This window comes from Microbacterium sp. 3J1 (genome assembly GCF_001049495.1).
Taxonomy (GTDB): domain Bacteria; phylum Actinomycetota; class Actinomycetes; order Actinomycetales; family Microbacteriaceae; genus Microbacterium.
This window is the reverse complement of sequence record NZ_CDWI01000010.1, coordinates 110794-137064: the sequence shown is the minus strand read 5'-3', so window position 1 is coordinate 137064 and position 26271 is coordinate 110794. Positions and strand designations below refer to the sequence as shown.

Genomic DNA, 26271 nt, shown 5'->3' with positions numbered 1-26271 from the left:
GACCTCGACTCCCAGCCCACCCACCCCGTCCGGCGGAACTCTCCCCGTCGGGCGGACGAATCCACTGCATCCGTCCGCCCATCGCGTGGTTCTCCGCCCGACAGGGTGGGACCCGAGACGGCACGACAAGACGCAGCAGCCCGAGTTCCCCGAACGGATGCCGTCAGCCGGCGAGCACGCGAGCCTGCCGCTGCGCGATGATGCTCAGTTCCGCGGCCATGAAGGCGTGCTCCTGCGTCATGGCGAAGTCGGTGCGGTCGAGGCAGTCCCGGATCAGCCGTCCGAAATACGGATACCCGGTCCTCCCCGTGGCGTCGAAGCGGAACTGCCCCTCGTCGTTGACGAGCAGCACCTGGTTGCCGCCGTTGTCCGTCGTGATGTCGGTGTACTTGCGCAGCTCGATGTACCCGTTCGTGCCGAGCAGGGTCGTGCGGCCATCGCCGAACACGTCGAGTCCCGCCGGCGTGAACCAGTCGACCCGCACATACCCGGTCGCGCCGTTGTCGAGCACGACGTGCGCGTCGCCGAAATCCTGCAGTCCCGGCGTCTCGGGGTGGGCGTAGTTCGCGACGGTCGAGCTCAGGATCTCGCCGCTCGTGGCACCGGTGTAGTGCAGCATCTGCTCGAAGTTGTGACTGCCGATGTCGCAGATGATCCCGCCGTACTGCTCCGGATCGTAGAACCAGTCGGCACGACCCGAGCCGATGCGGTGCGGACCGAACGACGCCACCTGGAGCACCCTGCCGATCGCGCCCTGCTCGATCAGCTGCCCCGCGAAGAGGGCGGCTTCCGAATGCACGCGCTCGCCGTAGTAGACGGCATACTTCCGACCCGTCCGCGCGACCGCGTCCCGCGCGGCGGCGAGGTCGTCGAGAGTCGTGATCGCCGGCTTGTCGGCGAAGAAGTCCTTGCCCGCGTCCAGCACTCGCACCCCGAGCTGCGCACGTCGATTCGCGATCGATGCGCTCGCGACGAGCCGAACCGTCGGATCATCGAGCACCTCGCGCTCGCTCGCCGCCGCACGGGCCTGCGGGAACCGACGGAGGAAGTCCGCGATCTTCGACGCATCCGGGTCGTACACGAGCGACAGCGTCGCGCCGGCGGCGACCAGCTGCTCGACCATGCCGTGGATGTGCCCGTGGTCGAGTCCGACCGCCGCGAACACGAACTCGCCGGGCTCGACGACCGGCTCGGGCAGCGGATCGAAGCTGTAGGCGCGGGTCATCGATCGATCTCCACCACGGGCATGCAGTCTCCTCATCGAGCATCCGGCTCTTCGTCTCTCCGACGTAGTACTACTATCGCCGACCCGCCGCGGACTCGTGCACCTCGGGTGCTCTACGCGGCACCCCGCCCTCTACGGTGGAGGGATGGCGAGAATCAAGATCCTGATCCCGAACAGCATCGAGCTGCACCTCACGGCGGATGCCGAGGTGGTCGTCTACGACATCGATGCGGACATCCCCGCGCAGCATCGCGACGCCGACATGCTCGTGGTCTGGCACAACTCCGCGGCTCGACTGAGCGACGCGGCACGAGACCTGCCTCAGCTCCGCGTCGTCCAGGCGCTCGCGTCGGGCACGGATGCCGTGCTGGCCGCGGGCTTCGCCGACGACGTGCGCATCTGCTCGGGGCGCTCTCTGCACGACGGACCGGTCGCCGAGCATGCCCTCGCTTTGATCCTCAGCGCCATCCGCCGCCTGGACAGCCTGCGTGACGCCCAGCACGATCACCGCTGGGACGAGGAGTTCATCGACGCTCAGGGCGCGGCAGCGACGCAGGCGCGGTACACGCTCGCCGGCAGCCGGGTGACGATTTGGGGCTTCGGTTCGATCGCATCGACCCTCGCTCCGCAGCTGCAACTGCTCGGCGCGCAGGTCGAGGGAATCGCCCGCACCCCCGGCATCCGGGCGGGGTTCACCGTGCACGCGGATGCCGACGCGGCGGCCGTCCTCGCCGACACCGACGTCCTCGTCGCGATCCTCCCGGCCACGCCCGAGACCGCGGACCTGCTCGACGCCTCGGTGTTCGGAGCACTCACGCCGGGAGCCGTGTTCGTCAACGTCGGTCGTGGCGCGACGGTCGACGAGAGCGCTCTGATCGACGCGCTCACCTCCGGCCGACTCCGCGCCGCCGCGATCGACGTGACGAAGGCCGAGCCCCTTCCCTCCGATGACCCGCTGTGGGACGCGCCGAATCTCGTGATCACGCCGCACGTGGCGGGCAACCGTCCCGTCGGCTCGAGCGCCCTGATCGACGACAACCTGCGCAGGCTGTCCGCGGGCGAGGACCTCGTGAATCAGGTGCGCCCGTAGGCAGGTCAGAGGACGGGGCCGCGAGAACTTCCGATTGGAGGTATTCAGGCCGTCCGCTCGCTATCATCGGATCATGACCGATGCCGCCGCCGACGAGCCCCGCGCCCGGGGCCGCTATGCGAAGGGCATCGCTCGGCGCCAGGAGATCCTCGACAAGGCGATCGAGGTGTTCGCCGAGCGCGGGTCGAAGAAGACCAGCCTGCGCGCGATCGCCCAGGAGGTCGGCGTCACCCACGCCGCATTGACCCACTACTTCGGCTCCTTGGAAGAGCTCCTCGTCGCCGTCTATCGCGAGTCGGAGAGGCGATCGGACTCCGACAAGCCCGATCCGCCCGCGGGCGTCAGCCCCGCCATGATGATGCGGATCTCGGCGGAGGAGAACCGCAGCATCCCCGGTCTCGTCCAGCTGTACTCCATCCTCGTCGCCACAGCGCTCGAAGAGGACCACCCGGCCGCGCACGAGTTCGCGACGCAGCGCTTCGAACGACTCCGTCAGGACATGGCCGACCGGGTGCGCGACCTCCAGAAGAGCGGGGATCTGCGCTCCGACCTGGACCCCGGCCTCGTCTCGGCGCTCGTGATCGCGGCATCCGACGGCCTGCAGACCCAGTGGCTGCTCGACCCGTCGGTGGACCACGAGGCGGCACTCGAGATGCTCGACCGCCTGCTGGCCGGAGACCGCGGCTCGCGCTGAGATCCACCCGCCGCGATCGCCGGATATCAGGCGGCCACCCGGATGCCGGCGGAGGGACCACGACGCCGCGGGCATCGACGGTGGTCGTCGATGCCCGCGGCTCGGGTGATGCAGCCCTGACCTCAGAGGGTCGCGGCGAAGGGATCGAAGCCCTCGGGGAGCAGCGGGACGGGTGCGACCGTGCTCTCGACGGTGACCGCCAGACCACTGGCCGCAGACTCCTGCGCCGACAGCAGGATGTCGAGGACATGGAATCCGAGCTCGCCCGACGCGACGTGCGGCCGGTCCGCTGCGATCGCTCGCACCATGTCGAGTGCGCCGATGCCGCGCCCGACCTCGACGTCGGCATGCTCGACCTCGATCCACTCCTGCTCGAACGACATGCCGTCGCGGATCACGCCAAGCGGCTTGACGTACGCGATCCGACCGGCGAACGCGTTCGGGTCGGGGAGCACGATGGTGCCCTCGGTGCCGTGGATCTCGACGATCCCGTGGCGCTCGAGCGCGGAGTCGAAGCTCAGGAGGCTCTGCGCCTGCGCACCCGCCTCGAACGCGGTCACGATCTGGATCGTCGACGGCACCTCGACGGGGAAAGTCGTGCCGGCGTTCGGTCCGGTGTGGATCTCCCGCTCCTCGCGGGCCTTCGACCCGACGGCCGCGACGTGATCGACCGGACCCAGCAGGCTGACGAGGGCCGAGAAGTAGTACGGCCCCATATCGAGCAGCGGACCGGCACCCTCGGCGAAGAGGAACGCGGGGCTCGGATGCCACAGGTCGGGCCCCTGCGTCTGGAACGTGGTCTGCGCGAACAGCGGACGCCCGATGACACCGCTCTCGATCGCGCGACGCGCGGCCTGGAAACCCGGGCCGAGCAGGGTGTCGGGGGCGGAGCCGATGCGCAGACCCGCAGCGTCAGCCTCCTGCAGAAGAAGGGCTGCGCCCTCTCGGTCGAGGCCCAGCGGCTTCTCGGTCCAGACGTGCTTGCCGGCGGCGATCGCCGCACGCGAGATCTCGATGTGCACGGCGGGGATCGTGAGGTTCACGACGAGGTCGACGCCCGGGTGAGCGAGCACGTCGGCCGCCGATCCGAACGCCGGGACGCCGTACTTCTCGGCCTGCACCTGAGCGCGGTCGAGGAGCAGGTCTCCGACGATCAGCACCTCCACGTCGGGGAACGACGAGAGGTTCTCGAGGTAGGTGTCGCTGATGACGCCGACGCCGATGATTCCGATTCCGACGGCGCTCATCGGGCGAACCCGCCCTCGACGAGGAACGAGTAGCTCGCCGCGATGTCGGCGAAGACATCGCCGGGGGCGTTGTCGTACTCGATGACCGCGTACTGCAGACCGGATGCTGCGCGCAGCGACTCCGCGAGGGGCACGTCGCCCGTGCCCGCGTGACGCTGGTCGAGGCTGTCGGAACCGAAGTCCTCGGCACCGGGCGCGAAGGGGTTCTTCGCGGGCGCGACGCCGTCCTTGACATGCGCGGCGACCAGGCGATCGCCGAGGCGCGACACGAGAGCCGCGACGTCCTGTCCGCCGACCAGCGCCCAGTACAGGTCGAGCTCGAGCGCGACGCGCTCGTCGGTGAGAGCCACGAAACGCTCGTAGGCGGTCTCGCCGTCGAACTCCTCGACGAACTCCTGCGCGTGGTTGTGATAGCCGACCTGGAGGCCGAACCCGGCCGCGGTCTCGACGAGCGCGTTCAGACGGTCGGCGATGTCGGTGACGCCCTCGAGCGTGAACCAGCGCTCGGGAGCGACGAACGGGTCGATGACGGTCGTCAGGCCCACCGTGGCGGCGGCCTCGAAGACGACCTCCGGGGCGGGGGTCGGGATCGAGCCGTCGGGGGTCCACAGCTCGTCGGACAGCAGTGGGGCGTGGCCGGTGGGAGATGCGAGGCCGGAGGCGTCGAGCGCGGCCCGGATCTCGTCGGGACGACGGACGAAGTCGAACGCCTCGACGTTGCGGAGGCCGATCGCGGCGAGCTTGTCGAGCGAGCCCCCCATGTCGGCGGAGAACTCCGAGGCGAGTGTGTACAGCTGGACCGAGGCTTCTGGCAGGGCCACGTTGACCTTCCTTCATTGTGCGAGACGGCGCAGACGATGACGCCCGCCGCCAGACTAGCAGAAACCTCCACCTGGAAGTTATAGGTTTCTCACCCTCGACATCGCCCCGACGGCGGCGCTCCGGAATGCCCTGGACTCCTGCCCGGAGTGAGCGCATCATGAACCCATGACCGCTTTCCAGACCACGCATGCGTTCAGCGGGTTCAGCGTCGACGACATCGACGCCGCCCGCTCCTTCTACGGCGACACCCTCGGCATGGACGTCTCGACCAATGCCATGGGCTTCCTCGACCTCCGGCTCTCCGACGGCGGATCCATCCTCGTGTACGCCAAGCCGAACCATCAGCCCGCGAGCTTCACGATCCTGAACTTCCCCGTCGACGACGTCGAGGCCGCCGTCGACGAGCTGAACGGCAAGGGCGTCGTCACGAAGATCTACGACGACTCGGAGTTCGACACCGACGACAAGGGAATCCTTCGGGGCGGCCCGGAGAGCGGCCCCGACATCGCGTGGTTCCGCGACCCCGCAGGCAACGTCCTCGCCGTCCTCGCCGCCGGCTGACCGGAGCCGCCGGCTGATCGGAGCGGCTGACCGGAGGCGTTGGCTGACCGGGCCGGTGGCCGACCCGGAGGTCAGCCCAGCAGCCGGTCGAACAGCGCGTTCACCGCGGGGTCGACCTGCTGGAGCTCCGGGTGCGAGTCATGCCAGTCGATGATCTCGCGCGCGGCGACGTGCAGCGGCACGACCGGGGCGAAGTCCGGGACGAGCCGCCGGATCTTCGTGTTGTCGAACATCACCGAGTGCGCCATGTCGCCGGTGAGCTGACCGGCGCGATCCGGGGCCAGCGCCTCGATCGCAGCGCTCGTCGCATAGCGGATCCGCGGTTCGGCGCCCGCCGCTCTGCCGAGGATCCCGCAGATCTCGTTCCACGTGTAGACGAAGTCGCTGGTGATCTGAAAGGTGTCACCGTAGGCGAGCGGGTTCCCGAGGAGCCCGACGAAGCCGACGGCGAAGTCGCGGGAGTGCGTGAGCGTCCACAGTGACGTGCCGTCGCCGTGCACGACGATCTCCTCACCCCGACGGATGCGGTCGATCGCCGTCCACCCGCCGAAGGCCGGGATGGTCCACTCGTCGTAGGTGTGCGACGGTCGCAGCACGGTGACGGGGAATCCCCGGTCGCGGTAGGCCGCCGCGAGCAGATCCTCGCAGGCGATCTTGTCGCGGGAGTACTGCCAGTACGGGTTGCGCAGGGGCGTCGACTCGGTGATCGGCAGGCGGGACACGGGCTTCTGGTACGCGGATGCCGAGCTGATGAACACGTACTGCCCCGCACGGCCTTCGAAGCGATCGATGTCGCGCTGCACCTGATCGGGGGTGAAGGCGATCATGTCGGCGACGACGTCGAACTCCCGTCCGGCGAGAGCGGCGTCGACCGCCGCGGCATCCGAGATGTCGGCCGTGAGAACCTCCACGCCCTCCGCGGGCGCTCTGCGCGAACGCCCTCGATTCAGCAAGGTCACCTCCATGCCCCGGCGTGCGGCGAGCGCGCTCGCCGCGGAGGAGATGATTCCGGTTCCACCGATGAACAGCACCGTCGTCGCAGCCATGCAGGAACTCTACCGAGCGGCGGCGGTCACCTCTCCCGCGACCCGGCCCTCTTCGAGTCGGAGCACCTGATCCGCCTCGGCGATCACGTCCTCATCATGCGAGACGCAGACGAGCGCGGCACCGCGGTCGGCCTCCTCCCGCATGATCCGTCGGATGCGGTGACGACTAGCGGCGTCGAGGCCCGTGGTGGGTTCGTCGAGCAGCAGCAGGTCGGCACCGCGCATGAGGCCCTGGGCGAGCAGCGTGCGCTGCTGCTGGCCGCCCGACAGTGCGCCGAACGGCTGGGGTGCGAGCGCGCGCACCTCGAGCCGGTCCATCGTGAGATCCACGCGAGCGCGCATCTGCGGTGACATGCGTCGCCATCGACCGATGCGACCCCACGCACCGACGGTGACGACGTCTCGCACGGTGACCGGCAACCGAGGCGGGATCGCCGCCCGTTGGGGGATGAAGGCCATGGTCGCCGACACCACACGCACTCCGGATGTCGCCTCGCGGGTACCCGCGAGCACCTCGAGGAGAGTGGATTTCCCGGCGCCGTTCGGCCCGGCGATCACCGTGATCGCGCCGGGGATCGCCGCGAGCGAGACTCCGCCCAGCGCCACGCGTCCGCCGAACAGCACGTGGATGTCTGAGAGTTGGGCGGCGGTTCGCTGATCGACCGGCGGGGAAGTCATGACTCCATTATACGAGTTTGATAATCATTCTCATTTACGTCTAGGCTCCCCGGTGTGCCTGTCGCTCTCTTCACCTCATCGCCCTTCGCGGTCGACTTCGTCCAGCGCGCGCTCCTGGGCGGAGCGTTCGTCTCGATCCTGTGCGGAGTCGTCGGCACCTGGGTCGTGATCCGCGGCATGGCCTTCCTCGGCGAGGCGCTCGCCCACGGCATGCTGCCGGGGGTCGCTCTCGCCACCGTGCTCTCGCTGCCGGTCCTCGCCGGAGGCGCCGTGAGCGCCGTGGCGATGAGCGTGGGGATCGGTGCGCTGCAACGTCGCGCGAAGCTCTCCTACGACACGAGCATCGGCCTGCTGTTCGTCTCGATGCTGGCGCTCGGGGTGATCATCATCTCCCACTCGGGAAGCTTCGCGACCGACGCGACCGCGATCCTCTTCGGCGACATCCTCGCCATCAGCCCCGGCGATCTCGTGCTGCTCGGCGTCGCCGCGGCCGCGGGCGTGACCCTCGCCGCCCTCTTCCACCGCTCCTTCGTCGCGCTCTCGCTCGACGTCCGCATCGCCGCGGTGCTGGGCCTTCGTCCGAGAACCGCCCAGGCGGCGCTCGTCGGACTCGTCACCCTCGCGATCGTCGCCTCGTACCAGGCGGTCGGGTCCATGCTCGTCGTCGGGCTGCTGCTCGCCCCAGCCGTCGCCGCCGCGCAGTGGACCGATCGCATCCCCAGCCGGATGGTGCTCGCCTGTCTGTTCGGCATCGCCGCCGTCGTCCTCGGGCTCCTCGCGTCCTGGTACGCGGCCACCGCCGCCGGCGCATCCGTCACCGCCGCCGCGATCGTGCTCGCCGCCCTCTCCTGGGCCGTGCGGGCGGTCATCGCGCGTCGACGCCGCAGCGTGCATCCGTCCGTCGCGACGGCCTGACCTGCTCACCCCCCCTCGAAAGGATCCCGTGCACTCCCCCATCACGCCGACCCTGGCACTCCTCGGCGCCCTCGCCGTCACCCTCGCCTCGTGCGCCTCGGCGCCAGGAGACGCATCGCCGTCTCCGACCGCGAGCACCGGAGGACACGGAGCGGTCGCCGGCGCGGAGGAGGTTGCCGAGCCGCAGCTCGGGCTCACCACCGTCGACCCCGACGGCGGGGTCTTCCACCTGGACCTGCTCGACGAGACCGTCACCGAGATCGGCGAGACCGGCGCCCCGACGGCACTGACGACCGACGGCCGCTACCTGTTCGTCGAGACGGCAGACGGAATCGACGTCGTCGACAGTGGCCGGTGGACCTGGGATCACGTCGATCACTTCCACTACTACCGCGCATCCCCCGCGCTGCTCGGGACCGTCGAGGGCGAGGGCCCCGTCACGGTCGCGACCACCACGCTGTCGACCACCGGCGGCACGGGCGTCTTCTTCGCGGGATCCGCGGAGGCCGTGCTGCTCGACACCGAAGCCCTGTCGAAGGGTGAGATCGTCGAGCTCTTCCGCCTCGACATCGGCACGGGCGCGGGGCTCGTCGTCCCGATCGGGTCGTTCGCGCTGCTCACCGAGGCGGATGACACGGGTGGCGGGGTCGTGGTCGGCTACACGGCCGACGGCGAGCGCACCGGCCTCGAGGAGGACTGCATCGACCCCGCCGGCACGATCACGACTCGGGTGGGCGCCGTGATCGGGTGCCGCGACGGCGCCCTGCTCGCGAGCGTCGTCGACGACGAGCTGCGCGTCGAGCGCATCCCGTACCCGCCAGGGAGCCACGCGACGCGAGCGACGGAGTTCGACAATCGGGAGGGGCGCCCCACGGTCGCCGCGCTCGCGGGCGACGACGGCATCTGGATGCTGGACACCCGCTCTCGCGCGTGGACCCTGCTCCCGTCGCCCGCTCCCCTGGTGAGCGTGACCGCGGTCGACGACGAGAGCGATCATCTGCTGGCCCTGGCGGAGGACGGGAGCGTGCTCGTGATGAGCGGCGCCGACGGTGCGGTGCTCAGCCGGACCGAGCCGCTGGTCTCCGCGTCACTCGCAGCCGGCACCCGGCCTGTGCTCATCGCCGATCAGCACCGCGCCTACCTGAGCGCGCCCACCGAACGGCGGCTCTTCGAGATCGACTACGCCGACGCCGGGCGCATCGCGCGCTCCTTCGACACCCCCACCGAACCGGCCTTCGTGGCCGAGACCGGACGCTGACGCATGCGCGCCGCTCGGATGCTCCCGACCCTCGCCCTCGCGACGATCGTCGCCGGCTGCCTCACCGCCTGCACCTCGCCCACCGATGACCGACCCCTCGTGGTGGTGTCGACGAACATCCTCGGCGACGTCGTCGGCGAGCTCGTCGGCGCGCAGGCGCAGGTCGTGACGCTCATGAAGCCGAATGCAGACCCGCACTCGTTCGAGATCTCCGCCCAGGAGGCGGCGACGCTGCGCAGCGCCGACCTGCTCGTCTCCAACGGCCTGGGACTCGAAGAGGGTCTGCAGCAGCATCTCGACGCGGCGAGCGCGACGGACGTCCCGAGCTTCGCGGCCGGTGAGGCGATCGACATGCTCGACTACGCCGAGGGCGATGCCGCGGGCATGCCGGACTCGCACTTCTGGACGGACCCCGCGCGGATGATCGACGTCGTCGACGCCCTCGAACCGGCACTCGGCGAGATCGAGGGCGTCGACCGGGAAGCGCTCAGGTCGAGCGTCGCCGCATACCGCGCCGACCTCGACGATCTCGACGCCGACATGACCGCGGCCTTCGGGAGCATCCCGGACGAGCGCCGGGCACTCGTGACCAATCACCACGTCTTCGGCTATCTCGCGGAGCGCTTCGACTTCGACGTCGTCGGGGCCGTGATCCCCGGCGGGACGACGTTGGCCGCACCGTCGGCATCCGATCTCGCCGACCTCGTCGCCGCAGTGGAGGAGACAGGGGTGCCCGCAATCTTCGCCGAGTCGTCGTCTCCCGATCGACTCGTGCAGGCCCTCGCCGACGAGGCCGACGTGCACGTCGACGTCATCGAGCTGTTCACCGAGTCGCTCACCGACGCAGAGGGCGGCGCCCCCGACTACCTGACCATGATGCGCGTCAACACCGAGCGCATCACCACCGGCCTCACTCGGTGAGGCTCCCCATGAAGAAAGAGGCATCCATGCGAAAGACCCATCCACTGCGGCGGTCGATCATCGGCGCTGCGGCCCTCGGCGCGATCGTCACCCTGGCGTCGTGCTCGTCCGGCGGCAACGCCCCGTCGAGCACGGCCGCCCCGGCTCCTGTCGAGGCCGGCGCACGCGTCGCGATCGCCTACGACGGCGGCATCCTCGTGCTCGACGGCGAGACGCTCGAGACGGTCGGCGACTTCGAGACCGAGCCGTTCACGCGGCTCAACGCGGCGGGCGACGGCCGCCACGTCATGGTCACGATGAGCGAGGGCTTCCAGGTGCTCGACACGGGCGCGGGCTCCACCGACGACGCCGAGCTGACCGACGAGATCTTCACCGCCGACACCCCCGGCCACGTCGTGCGGCACGCCGGCAAGACAGTGCTCTACGCCGACGGCACGAGCGACACCACGATCTTCGACTCCGCCGATCTGGGCGGCGACGCCCTGCCCGAGTTCGAGACGATCGACGGCGTGGAGGCACATCACGGGGTGTCCGTCGTGCTGGAGGACGGCACCTTCCTCACCACGGTCGGCAACGCGGACGGCCGCAACGGCATCGTCGCGAAGGACGCCTCCGGGGCGGAGATCGCGGCATCCGACCAGTGCCCCGGGGTGCACGGCGAGGGAACCGCGAAGGACGAGGCCGTCGTGTTCGGCTGCGAGGACGGCGCGCTCGTCTACGCCGACGGCGAGATCACCAAGCTCAGCGCCCCCGACCAGCCGTACGGACGCATGGGCAACGCCTACGTGAGCGAGACGAGCCCGATCGTGGTGGGCGACTACAAGGACGACGTGGATGCCGAGGGCTACCTGCTGCACGCCGTGACGCTGATCGACACCGCCGCCAAGACGCTCGAGGTGGTCGACCTGCCGGCGGGCGTCGAGTACACCTTCCGCGACGTCGTGCGCGGACCGGACGACAACGCCTACATCCTCAGCGCCGACGGCTCGATCCATGTGCTCGACCCGGAGTCCGGAGAGATCGTCGACAGCTACCCGGTGGTCGAGGCGTGGGAGGGCCCCGCGGAGTGGCAGGACGCGCACCCGGCGATCGTCGTCGCCGGCGACATCGCCTACGTCACCGAGCCCGCGGCGAACTGCGTGCACGCGGTCGACCTCACCACCGGCGAGGTGCTGACGAGCGTCGAGCTCGACGTCACGCCGAACGAGATCGCCCCGGCCGTCGGCTGACCGACGTCTCCGCGCGCAGAAGGGCGGTGTGCACTCGCGTGCACACCGCCCTTCTGCATCGTGGAGTCCGAGGCGGGAGCCGTCAGGGATCCGACCGATCCGAATCCGAAGCGTCCTGATCCTGACGGATGCGTCGCCCCTCATCGATGTCCTTCTTCTCCTTCTCGGCGCGCTTGTCGATCTGACGGGTGTCGCGCGCCGGCAGCTGGATGTCCTCCTCCGCCGCGATACCGGCCTGCAGCTGACGGCCGCGCTCGAGCTCCGCGTCGAACTCGGCTCCGAAGAGCAGTGCGAGGTTCGCGATCCACAGCCAGAGCAGGAACACGATGACGCCGGCGAGCGATCCGTAGGTGCGCTCGTAATTCGAGAAGTTGGTGACGTAGAGGACGAACCCCACGGTCGCGATCGCCAGCACGACGATGGCGATGACCGCGCCGAGGCTGATCCACTTGAACTTCGGCTGCTTCGCATTCGGGGTCGTGTAGTAGAGCACGGCGACGAGGAAGATGACGAGGAACACGAGGAGCGGCCAGCGCAGGATGCTCCACACCACGGCCACGGACTCGCCGACGCCGATCGCTTCGCCGATCGACTTGGCGATGTCGCCGGAGAGCACGAGCGCGACGGCGGCGATGGTCAGCGCGACCACCGTGATGATCGTCACGAGGAGCTGCATCGGCCGGAGCTTCCAGAAGGGGCGCCCCTCCTCGATCTCGTAGATGCGGTTCATCGCCCGACTGAACGCTCCGACATATCCGGACGCCGACCACAGGGCCAGCAGGATGCCGGAGACGAGGGCGAAGCCCGCGCCGGGGGCGTTGGAGAGCTGCTCGAGGGGTCCGCGGAGGGCGTCGACCGTGTCCGCGGGCGCGACGTCGCTGAGGATGCCGATCACCGCATTCGCGGCCGCTCCCTCCTGCCCGAACAGGCCGAGCAGCGAGAAGATGGCGATGAGCGCCGGGAAGAGGGACAGCACCGCGTAGTAGGTCAGGCCTGCCGCGGCATCCACGCACTGGTCTGCCGTGAACTCGCGGATGGTCTTCACGAGGATGTAGCGCCAGGAGCGCTTCTCGAGCTGCGTGGGGGCGTCGGGCTTCTGGTCGTCCTCGGGATGCGGGGCGTCGCGGTCCGACCGGGATGACGTCTGCTGTGACATGGGGGATCACTCCTTCGCACGGGGGTGCTTCGGGGCGGGCGTGAGGTGGGGGACGGGATCGCTCCCGTCCCCCACGGGCGTCAGCTGCCGCTGACGTTCTCCCTGGCCTGCTGAGCCTGGCCCTTCACCGTGTCGGCGGCGCCGGACGCTTCGTCCTTCACCGTGCCGACCGCCTCGGTCGCGCGATCCTGCACGGCTGCGACGGCTTCCTGGGCGGGTTCCTTGAGGTCGGCGGCGACTTCCTTCGCGACGCCGGACACCTCGTCGACCAGGGGCTGGGCGGCATCCTTCACGGACTCCGCGAGCTCCTTCTCCTTGCGCGATGCAGGGATGAGCGACGAGATGAGCAGGCCCGCCCCGAACGCGATGAGACCGACCGCGAGCGGCGCTCCCTCGGCCTTCGCCTTGACGGTGTGTGCGACGTCTCCGGCGCCGTGTGCGAGTCCGGATGCGGAGGACGAGGCGTCGTCCGCCGCGCCCATCACCCGTTCGCGGACGGAGCCGAAGACACCGCGGACCTTGTCGGCCTGACGGTGGGCGATCTTCGACGGGGTGACCTTGTCGGCGAGAGCGTCGACGTCGAGACCGAGCTCCTCACGGGTGCGCTCGATGTCGGCGCGGATGGCGTCTGGTGAATCAGTCATTGGTTCTCCTCATTTCGCTTGAATGCCGAGGGGATCTCCTGCAGCGTCTCCACTGTCTGCGGAGCCCCCTTCACCTTCTTCGTCTGGTTCCTGCCGACCACGAACAGGATGGCGGCGATGATCAGCCAGATGATCGCGACGATCACTCCCGACCATCCCCCGCCGACGAGCGTGGCGAGGGCTGCCCAGAGGGCGATGGACAGGAACAGGACCGCCATGGATGCCGCGTAGCCGGCACCGCCCAGCATCCCCGCGCCCTTCGCCGACGCTGTGGCCGACTCCTTGAGCTCGGCCTTGGCGAGCGCGATCTCCTGGCGCATCAGCGTCGAGAGGTCACGGGTGACCTCTCCGAGCAGCTCACCGAGCGAGGTCGATGCGGCGCGCTCCTCAGAGGGTGTCTGGTCGCTCATCTGCCACCCCCTGTCCGGTGCCGCCCAGGCGGGCAGCGGACTCCGTGTAGACCGGCGTCTCGTACGGCGCGGGGGGCGGCGGCGTGACCGGAACCACCGGAACCGCTCCGCCGACGGGAGCCGAGACGCTGTGCGCCGATGCTCCGCTCGTCAGAGCCGGGCTCGAGGAGGACTCGGTCGAGGACTCCTTGGCGTTCGCGGCGAGGGCGCGGGTCAGGCGTCCGGCTGCGATGCCCGCGAGCAGGGCCCCGCCGATGAACGCACCGGGCCGACGACGGGCGAAGGACTTCAGGTCCTGCAGCACGCCCGACGGTTCGCGGCTGCCCAGCCAGGACGCCGCTCCGGAGATCCGGTCGGACGCCTTCTGGACGAGGTCGCTCGCGATGCCCGAGCCGTCGGAATTGCGCGCCATGGAGCTCAGCTCGGTGCCGAGCGAGTCGAGGCCCGCGGCGATGCGCTGCTGCTGCTTCGACGCCTGGTCGGTGAACTCCTGACGGCCCTGGTCGAAGAGATCCTTGGCCTGCGCCTTGGTCTCGCGGGCGACGGATGCGGCTTCGTCCTTCGCGGTGCCCGCGACGTCCTTGGCGGCGCCGGTGGCGGTGTCCTTGAGATCCGCCGCCTCCTGCTTCGCGTCCTCCACCTTGTGGGAGCCGCCGCTCGCGTCGTTCGAGCCGGAGCTGGCGTCGTAGGAACCGGAGCTGGCGTCGTAGGAGCCGCCGGTGGCGTCGTAGGGTCCGCCGGTGGCGTCATAGGAGCCGCCGGTGGCGTCGTGGGGTGAGCCGCCGCTTGCGGCGATGTTGCCGTCTGACATGGTCTCTCCTTCGGTCGGAATCGAGCATCTCGCTCGGTGGAGTTACTGGTGTACCGCGTCCCATGCCAAGAGAAGTGGGGCTTGCGTGAGGTCCGATTGTGTGGGAGAACGCGACGGGCGACAGAGGCCGCCTCGCGTTTCATCCGGAGTCGCGGATGTCAATCCCCTCCTCGGTACGTGAGAACTCTTCCTACCGTCGGAGCATGACCCCCACTCGGACCGACCGTGCCTGGACGGAGGTCGACGTGGACCTCTTCCGCATCTGCGTCGCGGACGTGAACTGCTACCTGTGGCGCACCTCCGACGGCCTCACGCTCTTCGACGCCGGCCTGCCGAGCATGAGGCGCCCGCTCGACGACCTGCTGGGGCACCTCGGAGCGACGACGGCGGACATCGATGCGCTGATCCTCACGCATGGCCACTTCGACCATGTCGGGATCGCCCGTCATGTGCGGGCAGAGGGCGCGGACGTCCTCGTTCATCCCCGCGACGCGAAGCTGGCCCGGCATCCGTACCGCTACCGTCCGGCGTCTCCGCGGGTGCCGTACGTGCTCGGCCATCCCCGCGGCATCCCGGTGATCACGCGCATGGCGATGCACGGCGCGCTGACGGTCAAGGGCGTCGACGCCTCGGCGAGGGTCGAGCACGGGCGGCCGGTCGACGCTCCCGGCTCGCCTCTCGCCCTGTGGACGCCGGGACACACCGACGGCCACTGTGCGTACCTCCTCGAGGATCGGGGAGTGCTCATCTCCGGCGACGCCCTCGTGACGCTCGATCCGTACACGGGCAGGAGGGGTGCGCAGATCGTCGCGCGGGCCGCCACCGCCGACAGCGACGAGGCCATGCGCTCCCTCGACGTGCTCGCGCAGACCGACGCCTCCCTCGTGCTCTCGGGCCATGGCGAGCCCTCGCGGGAGGGCATCCGGGCGGACGTCGCCGCGGCCCGCCGGATCGGCCCGCATTGACGTCGACGAGCAGCCCCCCGCGCAACGCCCCGCGGCGACGCACCCGCGCGACGGAGAACCTCCTGCGCCCTCCGCAGTCGCTCCCTGAATGGGTGGCCGATGCGGTGCGGGTGCTCGGTGTGCTCGGGGTGGTGGTCGCTGCGGTGTGGTTCGACCCCACCGACGTCGGCATCGCGGCGCTGGCACTCCCGGCGCTGGCGGTCCCGCGCGTTCTCGGGCTCCGGGCCTGGTTCGACGTGACGCTGGGCATCACGGTGCTCGCGGCGGCATGGAGCAACGTCCTGGGCCTGTACGAGACGATCGCCGGCTGGGACCTCCTGCTGCACTTCGCCTGCACGGGCGCCCTGGCGATCGCCGTCGCCGTGATCCTCACCCGCACCGGCGTCGCCGCGATCTCCCCCGCCGAGCCGGCGCGCGTGCCGCTCGTGCTCCTGCCGCTCATCGCCCTCGCGATCAGCGCCGTGTGGGAGATGATCGAGTGGCTGGGGTGGGCGTTCGTCAGCGACGAGATCTTCGTCGCCTACGAGGACACCATCGGCGACATGGCCTTCGGCGGTCTCGGCGGAATCGTGGCGGGCGTCATCCTCTCGCGGGTGACGGTCGATCGGTCGGACGTCAGAGGTCCTCGTAGTCGTCCGGGCTCCACCGGCGGTGGGCGGCGGCAAGAGGGACCGGTTCGCGAGATACCGGATGCCGGCAGCGAGGTCAACCACCTCTGAGGGAACCGATCCGCGATGCAGGATTCGGGCATGTGCGCAGCGGAAGTCGGTCGAGGCCGTGACGGCGCCTCCAGGGCCGGCTCATGGAGCGATCCCGACCGCAGGCTGATCCTCGCGGGCTTCCTGTTCGGATGCGGGATCGCCGCCTCGATGATCGACCTGTTCATCTTCCATCTCGTGCTGCGGTGGCATCACTTCTACGACCTGTCGACGTCGGAGGTCGCGCTGATCTCCGACGGCTTCCTCCACGCGTTCGGGTGGTTCATCACGATCTGGGGCCTCTTCCTCCTCGCCGATGTCCGCCGGAGAGGCGCTGTCCGCTGGGGCCGATGGAGCGGTGCGGTGATCGCAGGCGTCGGCTTCTTCCAGCTGTTCGACGGTGTGGTCGACCATAAGATCCTCGGCATCCACCAGATCCGCTACGGCGTCGACCTCCGCCTGTACGACACCGTGTGGATCAGCTCTGCCGTCCTTCTCCTCCTGCTCGGGCTCATCATGCTCTGGCGTACGAGGCCGACCCACCGCGCGACATAGCCCGCTGATGCTCAGACACGACGCACACGATCATCCCGGCAGCTCGACGGTGAACGGCAGCGAGCTCGCGCTGCCGTTGTTCGAGGGACTCGTGCTGTTGGCGCTGCTCGCGGCCGCCGCCGCATATGCCGTCGCTCTCTGGGCCTCGAGGAACCGGAGCCCCTGGCCGCACTGGCGGACGGCGGCGTGGCTCGCCGGGCTCGTCGCTGCGGCGATGAGCCTTCTCGGACCGCTCGCCGACGCCGCTCATGTCAGCTTCACCGCGCACATGGTCGGACATCTCCTCCTCGGAATGCTCGCGCCTCTCCTCCTGGTGCTGGGCGCCCCGGTCACGCTCCTTCTTCGAGCGCTCACTGTCGAGAACGCGAGATCGCTGACTCGACTGCTCGGTCACCCGGTCATCCGACTGGTCGCCCACCCCGTCGTCGCGGCGGCACTGAACATCGGTGGGCTCTGGGTCCTCTACACGACTCCGCTGTTCGGACTCATGCACGAGTCCCCCCTGGCGCACGCGGCGGTGCATGCCCACGTCATCCTCACGGGCTGCCTCTTCACCGAAGCCATGGTCGGAACCGCCCCCAACCCGCACCGCGCGTCGATCACGGTCCGTTCAGCCGTCCTGATCGCATTCATCGCCCTGCACTCCATCCTCGCGAAGTGGCTGTGGGCGCATCCTCCGGCCGGCGTCGACGTCGTCGATGCGCGCACGGGCGCGCAGGTGATGTACTACGGCGGCGATGCGATCGACGTCGTCCTCATCGTCCTGCTGCTCGGCGGCTGGTACCGGGCGACGCGGGATCGAGATCGATCGGCGACGACGGCGATCCGGGCCAGGTGGCGACACGTCTGACCATCGATCGGGACCTCCCCCGCGACGGGAGTCAGGCGACTCAGGCCGTTATGGCCCGCTGGATCCGGCGGTCGAGGTCGGCGAGCAGCTCCGCCGCGACCCACATTCACGGATGGTTCGAGGATCGTCGGCCTCGGGAACTCAGCACTGATCAGGGAATCTACTGCGGAGACGAGGGGATTTGAACCCCTGGTCCCCGTGAGGGGACTCCACCTTAGCAGGGTGGTGCACTCGGCCGGACTATGCGACGTCTCCAGGCATCCGCTCCGTGAAGATCGGATGCACCCTGCAATCATAACGGGTCTCGGCGGCTGTCACGAACCGCGCACCGATCTCGGACGGATCACCCGGAGACCGAACTCGACTCCCGCACCACGAGCTCGGGCTGAAAGCGCACCCGCCGGTCGTGCGCGACGCCGTCCAGTTCCTTCAGCAGCAGATCGACCCCCGTCCACCCCAGCAGGCGTGCGGGCTGACGCACCGAGCTGAGGGGAACGATCGTCGCGGAGGCGAAGTCGATGTCGTCGTATCCCACCATCGCGATGTCCTGGGGAACGCGGATGCCCGACACGAAGCTGAACGCCTGCAGCAGCCCGACGGCGAGCAGGTCGTTCGCGGCGAACACGGCATCGGGTCGTGATTCGACGGGTCTCGCCGCCAGTGCCTCCCCCGCGGCCCTTCCCTGCAGCACGGTGAGCGCGGACTGCTCGATGATCTCGAGCGATGCGTCGGGATGCTCGGCGACGGCCGCCCGCACGCCGCGGAGACGATCTGCGACCTGCTGCACCGACGCGGGGCCGCCCACGAAGGCGATGCGACGCCGCCCTGCCGAGAGCAGATGCTCGGCGGCGAGGCGCCCGCCCTCGACGTCGTCGACCGAGACCGACGGCAGCACGCCCTCCTCCACCTCGCGGTCGACGAGGATCACGGGGGTGCCTCCTGCGGCGAAGCGGTGCACGGCGGTGAGGTCGTCCGACGCGGGAGTGAGCAGCACGCCGTTGACCCGCTGCTCCTGGAAGAGCTCGAGGTGGGCCTGCTGACGCTCGTCGCGTTCGTCGCTGTTCCCCAGGAGGACGGTCATGCCGGCATCCGCCGCTCGGTCCTCCGCCCCTCGCGCCACCTCCGCGAAGAAGGGATTGCCGATGTCGGGGACGATGAGTCCGATGCTGCGGCTCCGTCCGGCGCGCAGCTGCCGCGCCGCGTCGTTGCGCACGAAGCCGAGCTCCTGGATCGCTCGCTGCACACGCTCGACCGTCCCGGCCGAGACCCGTTCGGGCTGGTTGAGCACGTTCGAGACCGTGCCGACGGAGACGCCGGCCGCAGCGGCGACGTCCTTGACTCCTACCGCCATGGCACCCCTCCGCTCGTCGGCTCGTCCGCCAACGACAACCTTCTCATCTCCGGCGGCGGTGTCAGCGCCGGCGACGCGCGGGCACGGCGACGACGGCGAGCGCCGCGCAGCCGATCCCGGCGATGAACAGCGGTGCGAGCGCCCAGGTGACGACGCCCGTGAAGATCGCGGCTGCTGCGAGATACGCGGCGCCGACGGCATCCGCTCGGAGGATCGCGGGCACGGCGCGCACCGCGGCGACCCAGCCGCTCTGCGGCGTCCAGGCGCCGGCGGCGGCGAGCAGAGCGACGGCGAGCGCGAGCGATCCCGCCCAGCCGACCACGACGATGACCCCACCGCCGGGCAGCATCCCCGACGATGCCAGCGCGACGTCGGCCGCGAGGACGCCGGCCAGGAGCACGACGGGAACGCCGACGGCCAGAGACGGCAGGATGCCGACGCGGATGTCGCTCCAGAACAGGGTGGCGCGAGAGTCCTCCGCGGCGACGAAACGACGCAGATGACGGATGCCGGCGGCCAGTGCGATAGGCAGCGTGACGACGCCGAGGGCGACGATCGTCATGAGGAGTCCGACAGTGAGGACCTCGCCGAACAGGCCGAACTTCGCCGTCGCTCCGGGGTTGGCTCCGGGCTCGATGCCGGTGACCGTCGGACCCGCACCCGATCGCGCTTCGCGTTTCGCGGCCCGGTGCGCCCGGCGTTCGCTGCTGACGACCGACATGGCGCTACCCCTTGAGTCCCTGCGTCGCGACGCCGTCGACGAGGAAGCGCTGGAAGACGACAAAGAACAGCAGCACGGGAACGAGGGCGACGAACGAGGCCGTGACCGTGGCGCCGTAGTCCGACGACGACGTCTGGTCGTTGTACAGACGCAGGGCGATCGGCAGCGGGTAGTTCTCGGGGCTCGTGAGGTAGAGCAGGGGTCCGAGGAAGTCGTTCCACGCCCAGATGAAGGCGAAGATCGCGCAGGTGATGAGCGCCGGCTTGATGAGCGGCAGGATGATCGACCAGAAGATCCGGAAGTGTCCGGCGCCGTCGATGCGCGCCGCCTCGTCCATGTCGCGCGGCATCTGGCGGATGAACTGCACGAGGAGGAAGACGAAGAACGCCTCGGTGGCGAGGAACTTCGGCAGGATCAGCGGGATGAAGGTGTCGACCCACCCGAGCTGGTTGAAGATGATGTACTGCGGGATGATCACGACGTGGAACGGCAGCAGCAGGGTGCCGATCATCGCCGCGAACAGGACACCGAGGCCCTTGAATTGCACACGGGCGAAGGCGTAGGCGGCGAGCGCCGACGACAGCACCGTGCCGATCACGGCGGATGCGGCGAGGATCAGCGAGTTCATGAAGAACCGCCACATGGGCACTCCGGCGATGCCCTCGGTGACCTTGACGTAGTTGTCGAGCGTCGGCGCGTTCGGCAGCAGACCCGGGTTCTGACCGAACTCGGCGTTCGGCTTGAAGGTCGACAGGAACAGCCACACGAGCGGGTAGAGCACGAGCGCGGTGAGCGCGATCAGGCCGATGAACCAGACGACGGTCTGCCAGGTCTTGCGCGAGACGCGTCGACGGCTGGACGGTGCGGATGCCGTGACGACGGCTTCGGTGGTGGTCATCGGTCGTCTCCCGAGTAGTGCACCCACGAGCGCTGGGTGCGGAACAGGATGAAGGCGATGATCGCGACGACGATGAGCAGCACCCACGCGATCGCGGCCGCGTAGCCCATCTGTCCGTCGGAGAATCCTCGCTTGTACAGGTACACGGTGATGAAGTTGGTCATCCCGGCGGGGCCGCCGGTGCCGTTGGAGATGATGTACGCCGACGCGAACACCTGGAAGGCTCCGATCAGCCCGAGCAGGAGGTTGAAGAACATCACCGGCGAGAGCATCGGGATGGTGACGGCCGTGAAGCGGCGGTATGCGTTCGCGCCGTCCATCTCGGCCGCCTCGTACAGCTCCTTCGGGATCTGCTTGAGGCCGGCGAGGAAGATGACCATCGTCGATCCGAACTGCCACACGGCGAGGAGGATCATCATGGGGAGGATGAGCGAGGGGTTGCCGATCCAGCCGCCGAGGTCGATGCCGAGGACCTGAAGTCCGCTGTCCACCGGGCCCTCGGAGCCGAACATCGCCCGCCAGACGATCGCGACCGAGACGGATCCGCCGATGAGCGACGGGGCGTAGAACGCCGAGCGGAAGAATCCGGCGCCCTTGTCGCGGTAGTTCAGGAGCATCGCGACGCCCAGCGCCGCGGCGAGGGTGATCGGAGTGCCGATGAAGACGTAGACGAGGGTGATCTGCGCCGACTGGATGAAGTTGGGGTCGTCGGTGAACAGGCGGATGTAGTTGTCCAGCCCGATCCACTTCGGCGGCTGGAAGATGTTGTACCGCGTGAACGAGAGGTACAGGGAGTAGATCATCGGCACGGCCGTCAGGCCGAAGAATCCGATCAGCCACGGCGTGAGGAACGCGTACCCCGTGGCGGTCTCGCGACGCAGCCGCGAGCGCTGGCCCGGCCGATCGAGCTCCTTCTCCGGGCGACGGCCGCTGCGGAGCGACCGGCCTTTGCCGGACGCCTTGTCCGTGACGATCGTTCTCGTCTCCGTCGTGGTCATGACGGCTCCTTCCGACGGTGTGGACCGGTGGGCCGGGTCCTGACGACCCGGCCCACCGGAGGAATCACTGGTTGAGAACGACGTCCATCTCGGAGAAGAACTGCGAGACGGCCTCGTCGACCGTGATGGTGCCGAAGTTCAGCTCCGTGCCGAGCTGACGGAACTTCTCCTCGAGCGTGCCGTAGCCGACGATCGGCACCGGAGGCGCGTCACCGAGGCGGTCGGCGATGGACTCCTCGTAGGCCTTGACCTGCTCGCTGAGCGGGTCGAGGTCAGCGGCCTCGAGCGCGGTCTCGGATGCCGGGAGGCCGCGGTTCGTTCCGAAGATCTCCCCCGACTCGGGCGAGTTCACGAGGAAGTTCACGAGGGTGGCCGCGGCCTCGGGGTGATCGGTCTTCGCCGAGATGGAGTGGAGCATCGAGGGCTTCAGGTAGAGGTCCTTCGCGCCCTCCTCCGTGACCGGCGGTGCGACGAGGCCCAGCTCGCTGTAGCCCTCGCCGAGGTTCCCGAGGTAGCCGGCGCCGAAGTTGTCCCAGGTCAGCTCGCTGGCGTTCTTCGCCGCATCGAAGGCGGTGAGGGGGGTGAGCTCCTCGACGACCTGCTGGGGGACGACGGTTCCGCCGTCGCGGGCCTCCGCTCCCTCTTCCCAGAACTCGGCGAGGCGCTCTTCGTCGAAGCCGGGCGTGCCATCCTCGTCGAAGAGGTTCTTGCCCTCGCTGCGCAGCTGCAGCTCGAGGTTCTGGATGCGACCCGTGTAGTCCGAGCCGCCCCAGAACGCGCCGCCGCCGGCTTCGGTGACCTCGGCGACCCAGTCGTTGTAGTCGGCCCAGTCGCCGCCGGCGAACTCCTCGACGCCCGCGGTCTCGAGCAGGGCCGGGTTCGTGAAGATGCCCCACGCGTTGGTCGACGTGGTGATGCCGTAGGTGGTGTCGTTCACGACGCCGATGTCGAGGATGTTCTGCGCGAGCGGCTCGGTCTCGATGATGCTGCCGAGGTAGGGCTCGAGGTCGAGCAGCAGCCCGTTCTCGGAGTACTGACGCAGGTACGAGTAGTCGAACTGCATCACGTCGGGGAGCCCGCCGCCGGCGGCTTCGGTCTGACGCTTCTCCCAGAACTCCGGGAACCCGAGGAAGGTCGCGTTCACCGTGATGTTGGGGTACTCCTCGTTGAACGCCTCGATCGCCTGGTTGTACAGGTCGGCACGGACGTCGTTGCCCCAGAACGCGAGATCGAGGGTGACCTTCTCGTCGGGGTCGTAGGTGGGGTCGCCCTCGGGGGCGCCGCCACCGGCGCAGCCGGCCAGAACCAGCGCCGCACTGGTCGCGACGGCCGCTGCGGCCGCCAGACGCTTCTTGCTGAACATCGTTGTCCTCTCTGGTGAACGTCCTCGTTCGGCTGAGCCGCGGAACGTCTCTGTCCATGTCATGCGATGCGGTCTCCACGGGTGCAGGGAAAACGCTTACCTGCACGCTAGACCAGATTGAAACGTTTCGCAACCGGCAATCGGGAAGGGTGGATTACATCGATTACCGTTCCGCCCTCGATCCTCTCACGAGGATCGCCGCACACCGATCCGGATCGGTGCCGCCTACCGCCGCAGATCGGTGACGGGGCTCTCGAACCCCGCGCGATGGGTCGGATGCCGGGCGAGATCGCTCGGCGTGATCACGGCCCCGTCGGCCGCCGCCGACGCGTAGATCGCGGCGACCAGCTCGAGCGACCGCGCGGGAGCATCCGCCGTCGGGGGCAGCGGCCTGCCGTCGAGAAGGGCGTCGAACACATCGCGCAGCAGAGGCTCGTGGTCACTGCGCTCCTCGGACTCCGGGAACCCCCACCCCTCGGCCTCGGCCTCGAAGCCCGGAGCCGGCGTGATGCGCCAGTCGTCGTGGCCATGTCCGTACAGGTGGTCCACCGTCACCGTGGCCTTCTGGGTGTCGATGCGGATCGAGCTCGTCTCACGCGGCGAGACCGCGCTCGTGATCACCTGTGCGACCGCCCCCTGCTCGAAGAGGATGGTCGCGGTCGAGGCATCCTCCGTCTCGGTCTCGCGATCCAGCCGCCACAGGCGCCCCTGCACCGACGCCCAGTCCCCGAGCAGATGCGCGAGGAGGTCGAGCTGGTGGATGCCGTGGCCGAGCGTCGTGCCGCCGCCCTCCGTCTCCCATCGGCCGCGCCACGGCACCGCGAAGTACTCGGCGTCGCGGAACCACAGCGTCTGGCACATCGCGACGAGCGGGCGCCCGAGCGCCCCGGACTGCAGCAGCGCTCGGACGTGGGCGGCCGCCGTGCCGGTGCGCTGCTGGAAGACCACCGCGAGCTCGCGGTCCGCCGCCGCAGCGGCGGCGCGCATGTCGTCGAGCTCGTCGAGCGACGGTGCCGGCGGCTTCTCGACGATCACGTGGGCGCCGGAGGCGAAGGCGGCCAGCGTCTGAGCGCGATGCGGGCCGGGTGGGGTGCATACGAGCACGACGTCGGGCCGCTCCTCGGCGAGCATCGCGTCGAGGTCGTCGTAGGCCGCGGCGATGCCGTACCGCGACGCGAACTCGCGGGCCTTCTCGTGGCTGAGATCGGCCACGGCGACGAGCTCGGCCCGCGGGTAGGCGTCGACGGCGCGCGCATGCGCGTTCGCCACGGCGCCGGTGCCGACGAGCACGGCGCGGAGGGTCTTCTCGGATGTCATCGGTTCTCCTCAGGACAGGACTGTGCGAGCGTTCGCGGGGTCATCGCATGCCGTTCTGCACCAGGTGCAGCCGAGCGTATCGCCCGTCGGCGGCGAGCAGCTCGTCGTGCGACCCCTGCTCCACGATGCGACCGCGCTCGAGGACGACGATGCGATCTGCCTGACGGATCGTTGTCAGACGGTGTGCGACGACCAGCGTGGTGCGGCCGCGCATGAGGCGTTCGAGCGCCTCCTTCACCAGACCCTCGGACTCGGGGTCGAGGGCGCTCGTCGCCTCGTCGAGGAGCAGGATCCGCGGGTCGCGCACCAGCGCTCTGGCGATGGCCAGCCGCTGGCGCTGCCCACCCGACAGTCGCGCCCCGCGCTCGCCGACCACCGTGTGCCATCCCTGGGCCTGCTCGCGCACGAACTCCCAGGCGTTCGCATCGCGCAGAGCGCGCTCCACGCGTTCGGGCGTGACATCGGGCATGCCGTACGCGATGTTGTCGAAGATCGAGCCCTCGAACAGCACGGACTCCTGGGGCACCACCGACACGGACCGGCGGACGCTGCGCAGATCGAGCTGCTGCATGTCCTGCCCGTCGAGCAGGATGCGACCGCTCGTCGGACGCACGAAGCCGAGCACGAGATTGAGCAGCGTGGACTTGCCCGAGCCCGAGGAGCCCACGAATGCGACCGTCTCCCCCGGCTCGATGCGGAGGCCGATGTCGTGCAGCGCGTCGTCGTCGGCATCCGCGTACCGGTGCGTTGCGGACTCGAGAACGATCTCTCCCCTGACCGCCGACACCACCTGCTTGCCCGAGTTCTGTTCGATGTCGGGCTCCTCCAGCACCTCGGCGATCGATCGCACGGATTCCAGTCCGCGCGCGCCCACGGGTATCAGCATGAGCAGCTGCGTGAGCCCGCCGGTCAGCAGCGTGAAGTAGCTCGACAGCATCACCACCTCGCCGGGGGTGATCGGCAGGAAGCCGGTGAGCGCGCACACGGCAGCGAGCATCAGGCAGGCGACCCCCAGCAGCTGCATCGCCACCCACGAGATCGACGCCACGCGGCCGTTGAGGAGGTCGAGATCGAGGCCGGCCCTGCGCACGCCGTCGGCACCGCCGGCCACGCGCGTGATCGCCGTCTCCTCCAAGCCGTGCGCACGGGTGACCGGGATCAGCGACGCCATCTCCCCGACCCTCGCCGAGAGCGTCTCGATCTCGCGGCGGAACACCTCGTTGCGCCGCTGCGAGCGGTTGCGCATGCCCCAGCGGATGCCGATGGCGATCGGCACGGCGAGCGCGTACACCGGCAGGAACTGCGGCACGGTGACGGCGGTCATCGCGAGCGCTCCGAGCATCACCATGGTCGACGAGAGGAGCGGATGCGTGACCTGCTGCAGCATGAGCTCGACGTTCTCGACGTCGCGGACGACCTTCGTCTGCACGATCGACGAGCTCACCCGCGTGTGGTATCCGATGGACAGGCTCTGCAGTCGCGCCGTGAGCGCGTTGCGGAGATCGGCGCCGAGGTCACGCACCACGGTCATGAAGTTGCGGGTGTAGATGAGGTGGTTGGGGTAGTTCTGCAGCAGCAGCACCGCGGCGAGCGCGAACCACCACAGCACCTCACCGACCTCGCCTTTCGACGCCACGACGTCGATGATCGCCGCGGTGATGACCGGCAGGAACCACAGCGGGATCTCCTTGACGGCGAAGGCGCTGATGGCGAAGGCGAGCCGCCACGGTCGACGCGCGAGCAGGCGCAGCACGGAGCGGGTGGGATGCTGCCCGTCGATCAGTCCGCTCGTGCGGGAAAGCGCTTTCTGTGCCATGCTCCTATCGTAGAGTCACCGTCGTCGACGCG

The 26271-nt window shown here is 69.3% G+C and carries 27 protein-coding genes and 1 tRNA gene; 11 read left to right on the top strand and 17 right to left on the bottom strand.

Annotated elements, in window-relative coordinates:
• Nucleotides 1-163 precede the first annotated feature (163 nt).
• Complete coding sequence (locus BN2660_RS08430; protein ID WP_091230097.1) at nt 164-1225, bottom strand: Gfo/Idh/MocA family protein; 1062 nt, start codon at nt 1223-1225, stop codon at nt 164-166.
• 145 nt (nt 1226-1370) lie between these two features.
• Between BN2660_RS08430 and BN2660_RS08425 the strand changes: the two genes are divergently transcribed.
• Nucleotides 1371-2315, top strand: coding sequence for an NAD(P)-dependent oxidoreductase (locus BN2660_RS08425; RefSeq protein WP_369690543.1), 945 nt, complete (start codon nt 1371-1373; stop codon nt 2313-2315).
• Nucleotides 2316-2388: 73 nt separating this feature from the next.
• Complete coding sequence (locus BN2660_RS08420) at nt 2389-3009, top strand: TetR/AcrR family transcriptional regulator (protein ID WP_091230094.1); 621 nt, start codon at nt 2389-2391, stop codon at nt 3007-3009.
• A gap of 122 nt (nt 3010-3131) precedes the next feature.
• On the opposite strand, the gene BN2660_RS08415 is transcribed toward BN2660_RS08420, so the two are convergent.
• Together BN2660_RS08415 and BN2660_RS08410 are read right to left on the bottom strand one after the other, a co-directional pair.
• Nucleotides 3132-4256: a Gfo/Idh/MocA family protein gene (locus BN2660_RS08415; RefSeq protein WP_091230090.1), complete on the bottom strand. Its 1125-nt coding sequence runs from the start codon at nt 4254-4256 to the stop codon at nt 3132-3134.
• Nucleotides 4253-5077, bottom strand: a complete 825-nt coding sequence (locus BN2660_RS08410; RefSeq protein WP_091230088.1) for a sugar phosphate isomerase/epimerase family protein — start codon at nt 5075-5077, stop codon at nt 4253-4255. Before BN2660_RS08410 ends, BN2660_RS08415 begins: the two co-directional genes overlap by 4 nt.
• A 166-nt stretch (nt 5078-5243) precedes the next feature.
• On the opposite strand from BN2660_RS08410, the gene BN2660_RS08405 reads away from it, so the two are divergent.
• Nucleotides 5244-5639 carry a VOC family protein gene (locus BN2660_RS08405; RefSeq protein WP_091230085.1) on the top strand — a complete coding sequence of 132 codons (396 nt, stop codon included), beginning with the start codon at nt 5244-5246 and terminating at the stop codon, nt 5637-5639.
• A 71-nt stretch (nt 5640-5710) separates the two neighbouring features.
• On the opposite strand, the gene BN2660_RS08400 is transcribed toward BN2660_RS08405, so the two are convergent.
• Both BN2660_RS08400 and aztA read right to left on the bottom strand, forming a co-directional pair.
• Entirely contained in the window at nt 5711-6685 is a 975-nt protein-coding gene (locus tag BN2660_RS08400) for an NAD-dependent epimerase/dehydratase family protein (protein ID WP_091230083.1), read from the bottom strand.
• Between the two features lie 9 nt (nt 6686-6694).
• Entirely contained in the window at nt 6695-7363 is a 669-nt protein-coding gene (gene aztA, locus BN2660_RS08395) for a zinc ABC transporter ATP-binding protein AztA (RefSeq protein ID WP_141651264.1), read from the bottom strand.
• Nucleotides 7364-7417: 54 nt separating this feature from the next.
• Here aztA and aztB point away from each other — a divergent pair, with 54 nt between their 5' ends.
• Genes aztB through aztD form a run of 4 tightly spaced genes read left to right on the top strand, consistent with a single transcriptional unit; the run spans nt 7418 to nt 11686 of the window.
• Complete coding sequence (aztB, locus tag BN2660_RS08390; RefSeq protein WP_091230080.1) at nt 7418-8278, top strand: zinc ABC transporter permease AztB; 861 nt, start codon at nt 7418-7420, stop codon at nt 8276-8278.
• Between the two features lie 28 nt (nt 8279-8306).
• On the top strand, nt 8307-9536 hold the full coding sequence (locus BN2660_RS08385; RefSeq protein WP_255305092.1) for an ABC transporter: 1230 nt from the start codon (nt 8307-8309) through the stop codon (nt 9534-9536).
• Between the two features lie 3 nt (nt 9537-9539).
• Nucleotides 9540-10457, top strand: a complete 918-nt coding sequence (gene aztC / locus BN2660_RS08380; protein WP_255305091.1) for a zinc ABC transporter substrate-binding protein AztC — start codon at nt 9540-9542, stop codon at nt 10455-10457.
• 26 nt (nt 10458-10483) lie between these two features.
• The gene (aztD, locus tag BN2660_RS08375) at nt 10484-11686 is read left to right on the top strand and encodes a zinc metallochaperone AztD (RefSeq protein ID WP_091230478.1); all 1203 of its coding nucleotides are present in this window, start codon (nt 10484-10486) and stop codon (nt 11684-11686) included.
• A gap of 82 nt (nt 11687-11768) precedes the next feature.
• Here the strand turns inward: aztD and BN2660_RS08370 are convergent, their stop codons facing one another.
• From BN2660_RS08370 to BN2660_RS08355, 4 genes are all read right to left on the bottom strand, one after another.
• A complete protein-coding gene (locus BN2660_RS08370; RefSeq protein WP_091230077.1) occupies nt 11769-12842 on the bottom strand; it encodes a YihY/virulence factor BrkB family protein in 1074 nt (357 codons plus the stop codon).
• 80 nt (nt 12843-12922) lie between these two features.
• Entirely contained in the window at nt 12923-13486 is a 564-nt protein-coding gene (locus BN2660_RS08365) for a DUF3618 domain-containing protein (protein WP_091230073.1), read from the bottom strand.
• Nucleotides 13483-13896 carry a phage holin family protein gene (locus BN2660_RS08360; protein WP_091230069.1) on the bottom strand — a complete coding sequence of 138 codons (414 nt, stop codon included), beginning with the start codon at nt 13894-13896 and terminating at the stop codon, nt 13483-13485. The genes BN2660_RS08365 and BN2660_RS08360 overlap by 4 nt, the downstream gene beginning before the upstream one ends.
• Complete coding sequence (locus BN2660_RS08355) at nt 13874-14707, bottom strand: hypothetical protein (protein ID WP_091230066.1); 834 nt, start codon at nt 14705-14707, stop codon at nt 13874-13876. Before BN2660_RS08355 ends, BN2660_RS08360 begins: the two co-directional genes overlap by 23 nt.
• A 203-nt stretch (nt 14708-14910) precedes the next feature.
• Between BN2660_RS08355 and BN2660_RS08350 the strand changes: the two genes are divergently transcribed.
• Genes BN2660_RS08350 through BN2660_RS08335 form a run of 4 tightly spaced genes read left to right on the top strand, consistent with a single transcriptional unit; the run spans nt 14911 to nt 17775 of the window.
• On the top strand, nt 14911-15672 hold the full coding sequence (locus tag BN2660_RS08350) for an MBL fold metallo-hydrolase (protein WP_091230063.1): 762 nt from the start codon (nt 14911-14913) through the stop codon (nt 15670-15672).
• Nucleotides 15669-16391, top strand: a complete 723-nt coding sequence (locus BN2660_RS08345) for a DUF2238 domain-containing protein (RefSeq protein ID WP_176697142.1) — start codon at nt 15669-15671, stop codon at nt 16389-16391. Before BN2660_RS08350 ends, BN2660_RS08345 begins: the two co-directional genes overlap by 4 nt.
• 30 nt (nt 16392-16421) lie before the next feature.
• A complete protein-coding gene (locus BN2660_RS08340; RefSeq protein WP_091230474.1) occupies nt 16422-16925 on the top strand; it encodes a DUF2243 domain-containing protein in 504 nt (167 codons plus the stop codon).
• 7 nt (nt 16926-16932) lie between these two features.
• Complete coding sequence (locus BN2660_RS08335; RefSeq protein ID WP_091230060.1) at nt 16933-17775, top strand: cytochrome c oxidase assembly protein; 843 nt, start codon at nt 16933-16935, stop codon at nt 17773-17775.
• Between the two features lie 166 nt (nt 17776-17941).
• Here BN2660_RS08335 and BN2660_RS08325 read toward each other — a convergent pair.
• The 8 genes from BN2660_RS08325 to BN2660_RS08290 form a co-directional block, all read right to left on the bottom strand.
• Nucleotides 17942-18030, bottom strand: a tRNA-Ser gene (locus BN2660_RS08325).
• An 88-nt stretch (nt 18031-18118) separates the two neighbouring features.
• Nucleotides 18119-19126, bottom strand: a complete 1008-nt coding sequence (locus tag BN2660_RS08320; RefSeq protein WP_091230051.1) for a LacI family DNA-binding transcriptional regulator — start codon at nt 19124-19126, stop codon at nt 18119-18121.
• Between the two features lie 61 nt (nt 19127-19187).
• On the bottom strand, nt 19188-19847 hold the full coding sequence (locus tag BN2660_RS08315; protein ID WP_091230047.1) for a hypothetical protein: 660 nt from the start codon (nt 19845-19847) through the stop codon (nt 19188-19190).
• A 4-nt stretch (nt 19848-19851) separates the two neighbouring features.
• Nucleotides 19852-20745: a carbohydrate ABC transporter permease gene (locus tag BN2660_RS08310; RefSeq protein WP_091230044.1), complete on the bottom strand. Its 894-nt coding sequence runs from the start codon at nt 20743-20745 to the stop codon at nt 19852-19854.
• Complete coding sequence (locus BN2660_RS08305; RefSeq protein ID WP_091230040.1) at nt 20742-21743, bottom strand: carbohydrate ABC transporter permease; 1002 nt, start codon at nt 21741-21743, stop codon at nt 20742-20744. Before BN2660_RS08305 ends, BN2660_RS08310 begins: the two co-directional genes overlap by 4 nt.
• A 64-nt stretch (nt 21744-21807) precedes the next feature.
• Entirely contained in the window at nt 21808-23106 is a 1299-nt protein-coding gene (locus BN2660_RS08300) for an ABC transporter substrate-binding protein (protein ID WP_091230036.1), read from the bottom strand.
• Between the two features lie 225 nt (nt 23107-23331).
• A complete protein-coding gene (locus BN2660_RS08295; RefSeq protein ID WP_091230033.1) occupies nt 23332-24423 on the bottom strand; it encodes a Gfo/Idh/MocA family protein in 1092 nt (363 codons plus the stop codon).
• Between the two features lie 40 nt (nt 24424-24463).
• Nucleotides 24464-26239, bottom strand: coding sequence for an ABC transporter ATP-binding protein (locus BN2660_RS08290; protein ID WP_091230029.1), 1776 nt, complete (start codon nt 26237-26239; stop codon nt 24464-24466).
• Nucleotides 26240-26271: the final 32 nt, after the last annotated feature.

What these genes read in the sequence shown, in the direction of transcription:
- BN2660_RS08340 (WP_091230474.1), top strand. Translation starts at nt 16,422, where the DNA reads ATGTGCGCAGCGGAAGTCGGTCGAGGCCGTGACGGCGCCTCCAGGGCC.
- BN2660_RS08290 (WP_091230029.1), bottom strand. Translation starts at nt 26,239, where the DNA reads ATGGCACAGAAAGCGCTTTCCCGCACGAGCGGACTGATCGACGGGCAG.
- BN2660_RS08355 (WP_091230066.1), bottom strand. Translation starts at nt 14,707, where the DNA reads ATGTCAGACGGCAACATCGCCGCAAGCGGCGGCTCACCCCACGACGCC.
- BN2660_RS08400 (WP_091230083.1), bottom strand. Translation starts at nt 6,685, where the DNA reads ATGGCTGCGACGACGGTGCTGTTCATCGGTGGAACCGGAATCATCTCC.
- aztA (WP_141651264.1), bottom strand. Translation starts at nt 7,363, where the DNA reads ATGACTTCCCCGCCGGTCGATCAGCGAACCGCCGCCCAACTCTCAGAC.
- BN2660_RS08425 (WP_369690543.1), top strand. Translation starts at nt 1,371, where the DNA reads ATGGCGAGAATCAAGATCCTGATCCCGAACAGCATCGAGCTGCACCTC.
- BN2660_RS08420 (WP_091230094.1), top strand. Translation starts at nt 2,389, where the DNA reads ATGACCGATGCCGCCGCCGACGAGCCCCGCGCCCGGGGCCGCTATGCG.
- aztD (WP_091230478.1), top strand. Translation starts at nt 10,484, where the DNA reads ATGCGAAAGACCCATCCACTGCGGCGGTCGATCATCGGCGCTGCGGCC.
- aztC (WP_255305091.1), top strand. Translation starts at nt 9,540, where the DNA reads ATGCGCGCCGCTCGGATGCTCCCGACCCTCGCCCTCGCGACGATCGTC.
- BN2660_RS08315 (WP_091230047.1), bottom strand. Translation starts at nt 19,847, where the DNA reads ATGTCGGTCGTCAGCAGCGAACGCCGGGCGCACCGGGCCGCGAAACGC.
- BN2660_RS08370 (WP_091230077.1), bottom strand. Translation starts at nt 12,842, where the DNA reads ATGTCACAGCAGACGTCATCCCGGTCGGACCGCGACGCCCCGCATCCC.
- BN2660_RS08350 (WP_091230063.1), top strand. Translation starts at nt 14,911, where the DNA reads ATGACCCCCACTCGGACCGACCGTGCCTGGACGGAGGTCGACGTGGAC.
- BN2660_RS08360 (WP_091230069.1), bottom strand. Translation starts at nt 13,896, where the DNA reads ATGAGCGACCAGACACCCTCTGAGGAGCGCGCCGCATCGACCTCGCTC.
- BN2660_RS08300 (WP_091230036.1), bottom strand. Translation starts at nt 23,106, where the DNA reads ATGTTCAGCAAGAAGCGTCTGGCGGCCGCAGCGGCCGTCGCGACCAGT.
- BN2660_RS08415 (WP_091230090.1), bottom strand. Translation starts at nt 4,256, where the DNA reads ATGAGCGCCGTCGGAATCGGAATCATCGGCGTCGGCGTCATCAGCGAC.
- BN2660_RS08365 (WP_091230073.1), bottom strand. Translation starts at nt 13,486, where the DNA reads ATGACTGATTCACCAGACGCCATCCGCGCCGACATCGAGCGCACCCGT.
- BN2660_RS08310 (WP_091230044.1), bottom strand. Translation starts at nt 20,745, where the DNA reads ATGACCACCACCGAAGCCGTCGTCACGGCATCCGCACCGTCCAGCCGT.
- BN2660_RS08405 (WP_091230085.1), top strand. Translation starts at nt 5,244, where the DNA reads ATGACCGCTTTCCAGACCACGCATGCGTTCAGCGGGTTCAGCGTCGAC.
- BN2660_RS08335 (WP_091230060.1), top strand. Translation starts at nt 16,933, where the DNA reads ATGCTCAGACACGACGCACACGATCATCCCGGCAGCTCGACGGTGAAC.
- BN2660_RS08305 (WP_091230040.1), bottom strand. Translation starts at nt 21,743, where the DNA reads ATGACCACGACGGAGACGAGAACGATCGTCACGGACAAGGCGTCCGGC.
- BN2660_RS08320 (WP_091230051.1), bottom strand. Translation starts at nt 19,126, where the DNA reads ATGGCGGTAGGAGTCAAGGACGTCGCCGCTGCGGCCGGCGTCTCCGTC.
- BN2660_RS08430 (WP_091230097.1), bottom strand. Translation starts at nt 1,225, where the DNA reads ATGACCCGCGCCTACAGCTTCGATCCGCTGCCCGAGCCGGTCGTCGAG.
- BN2660_RS08295 (WP_091230033.1), bottom strand. Translation starts at nt 24,423, where the DNA reads ATGACATCCGAGAAGACCCTCCGCGCCGTGCTCGTCGGCACCGGCGCC.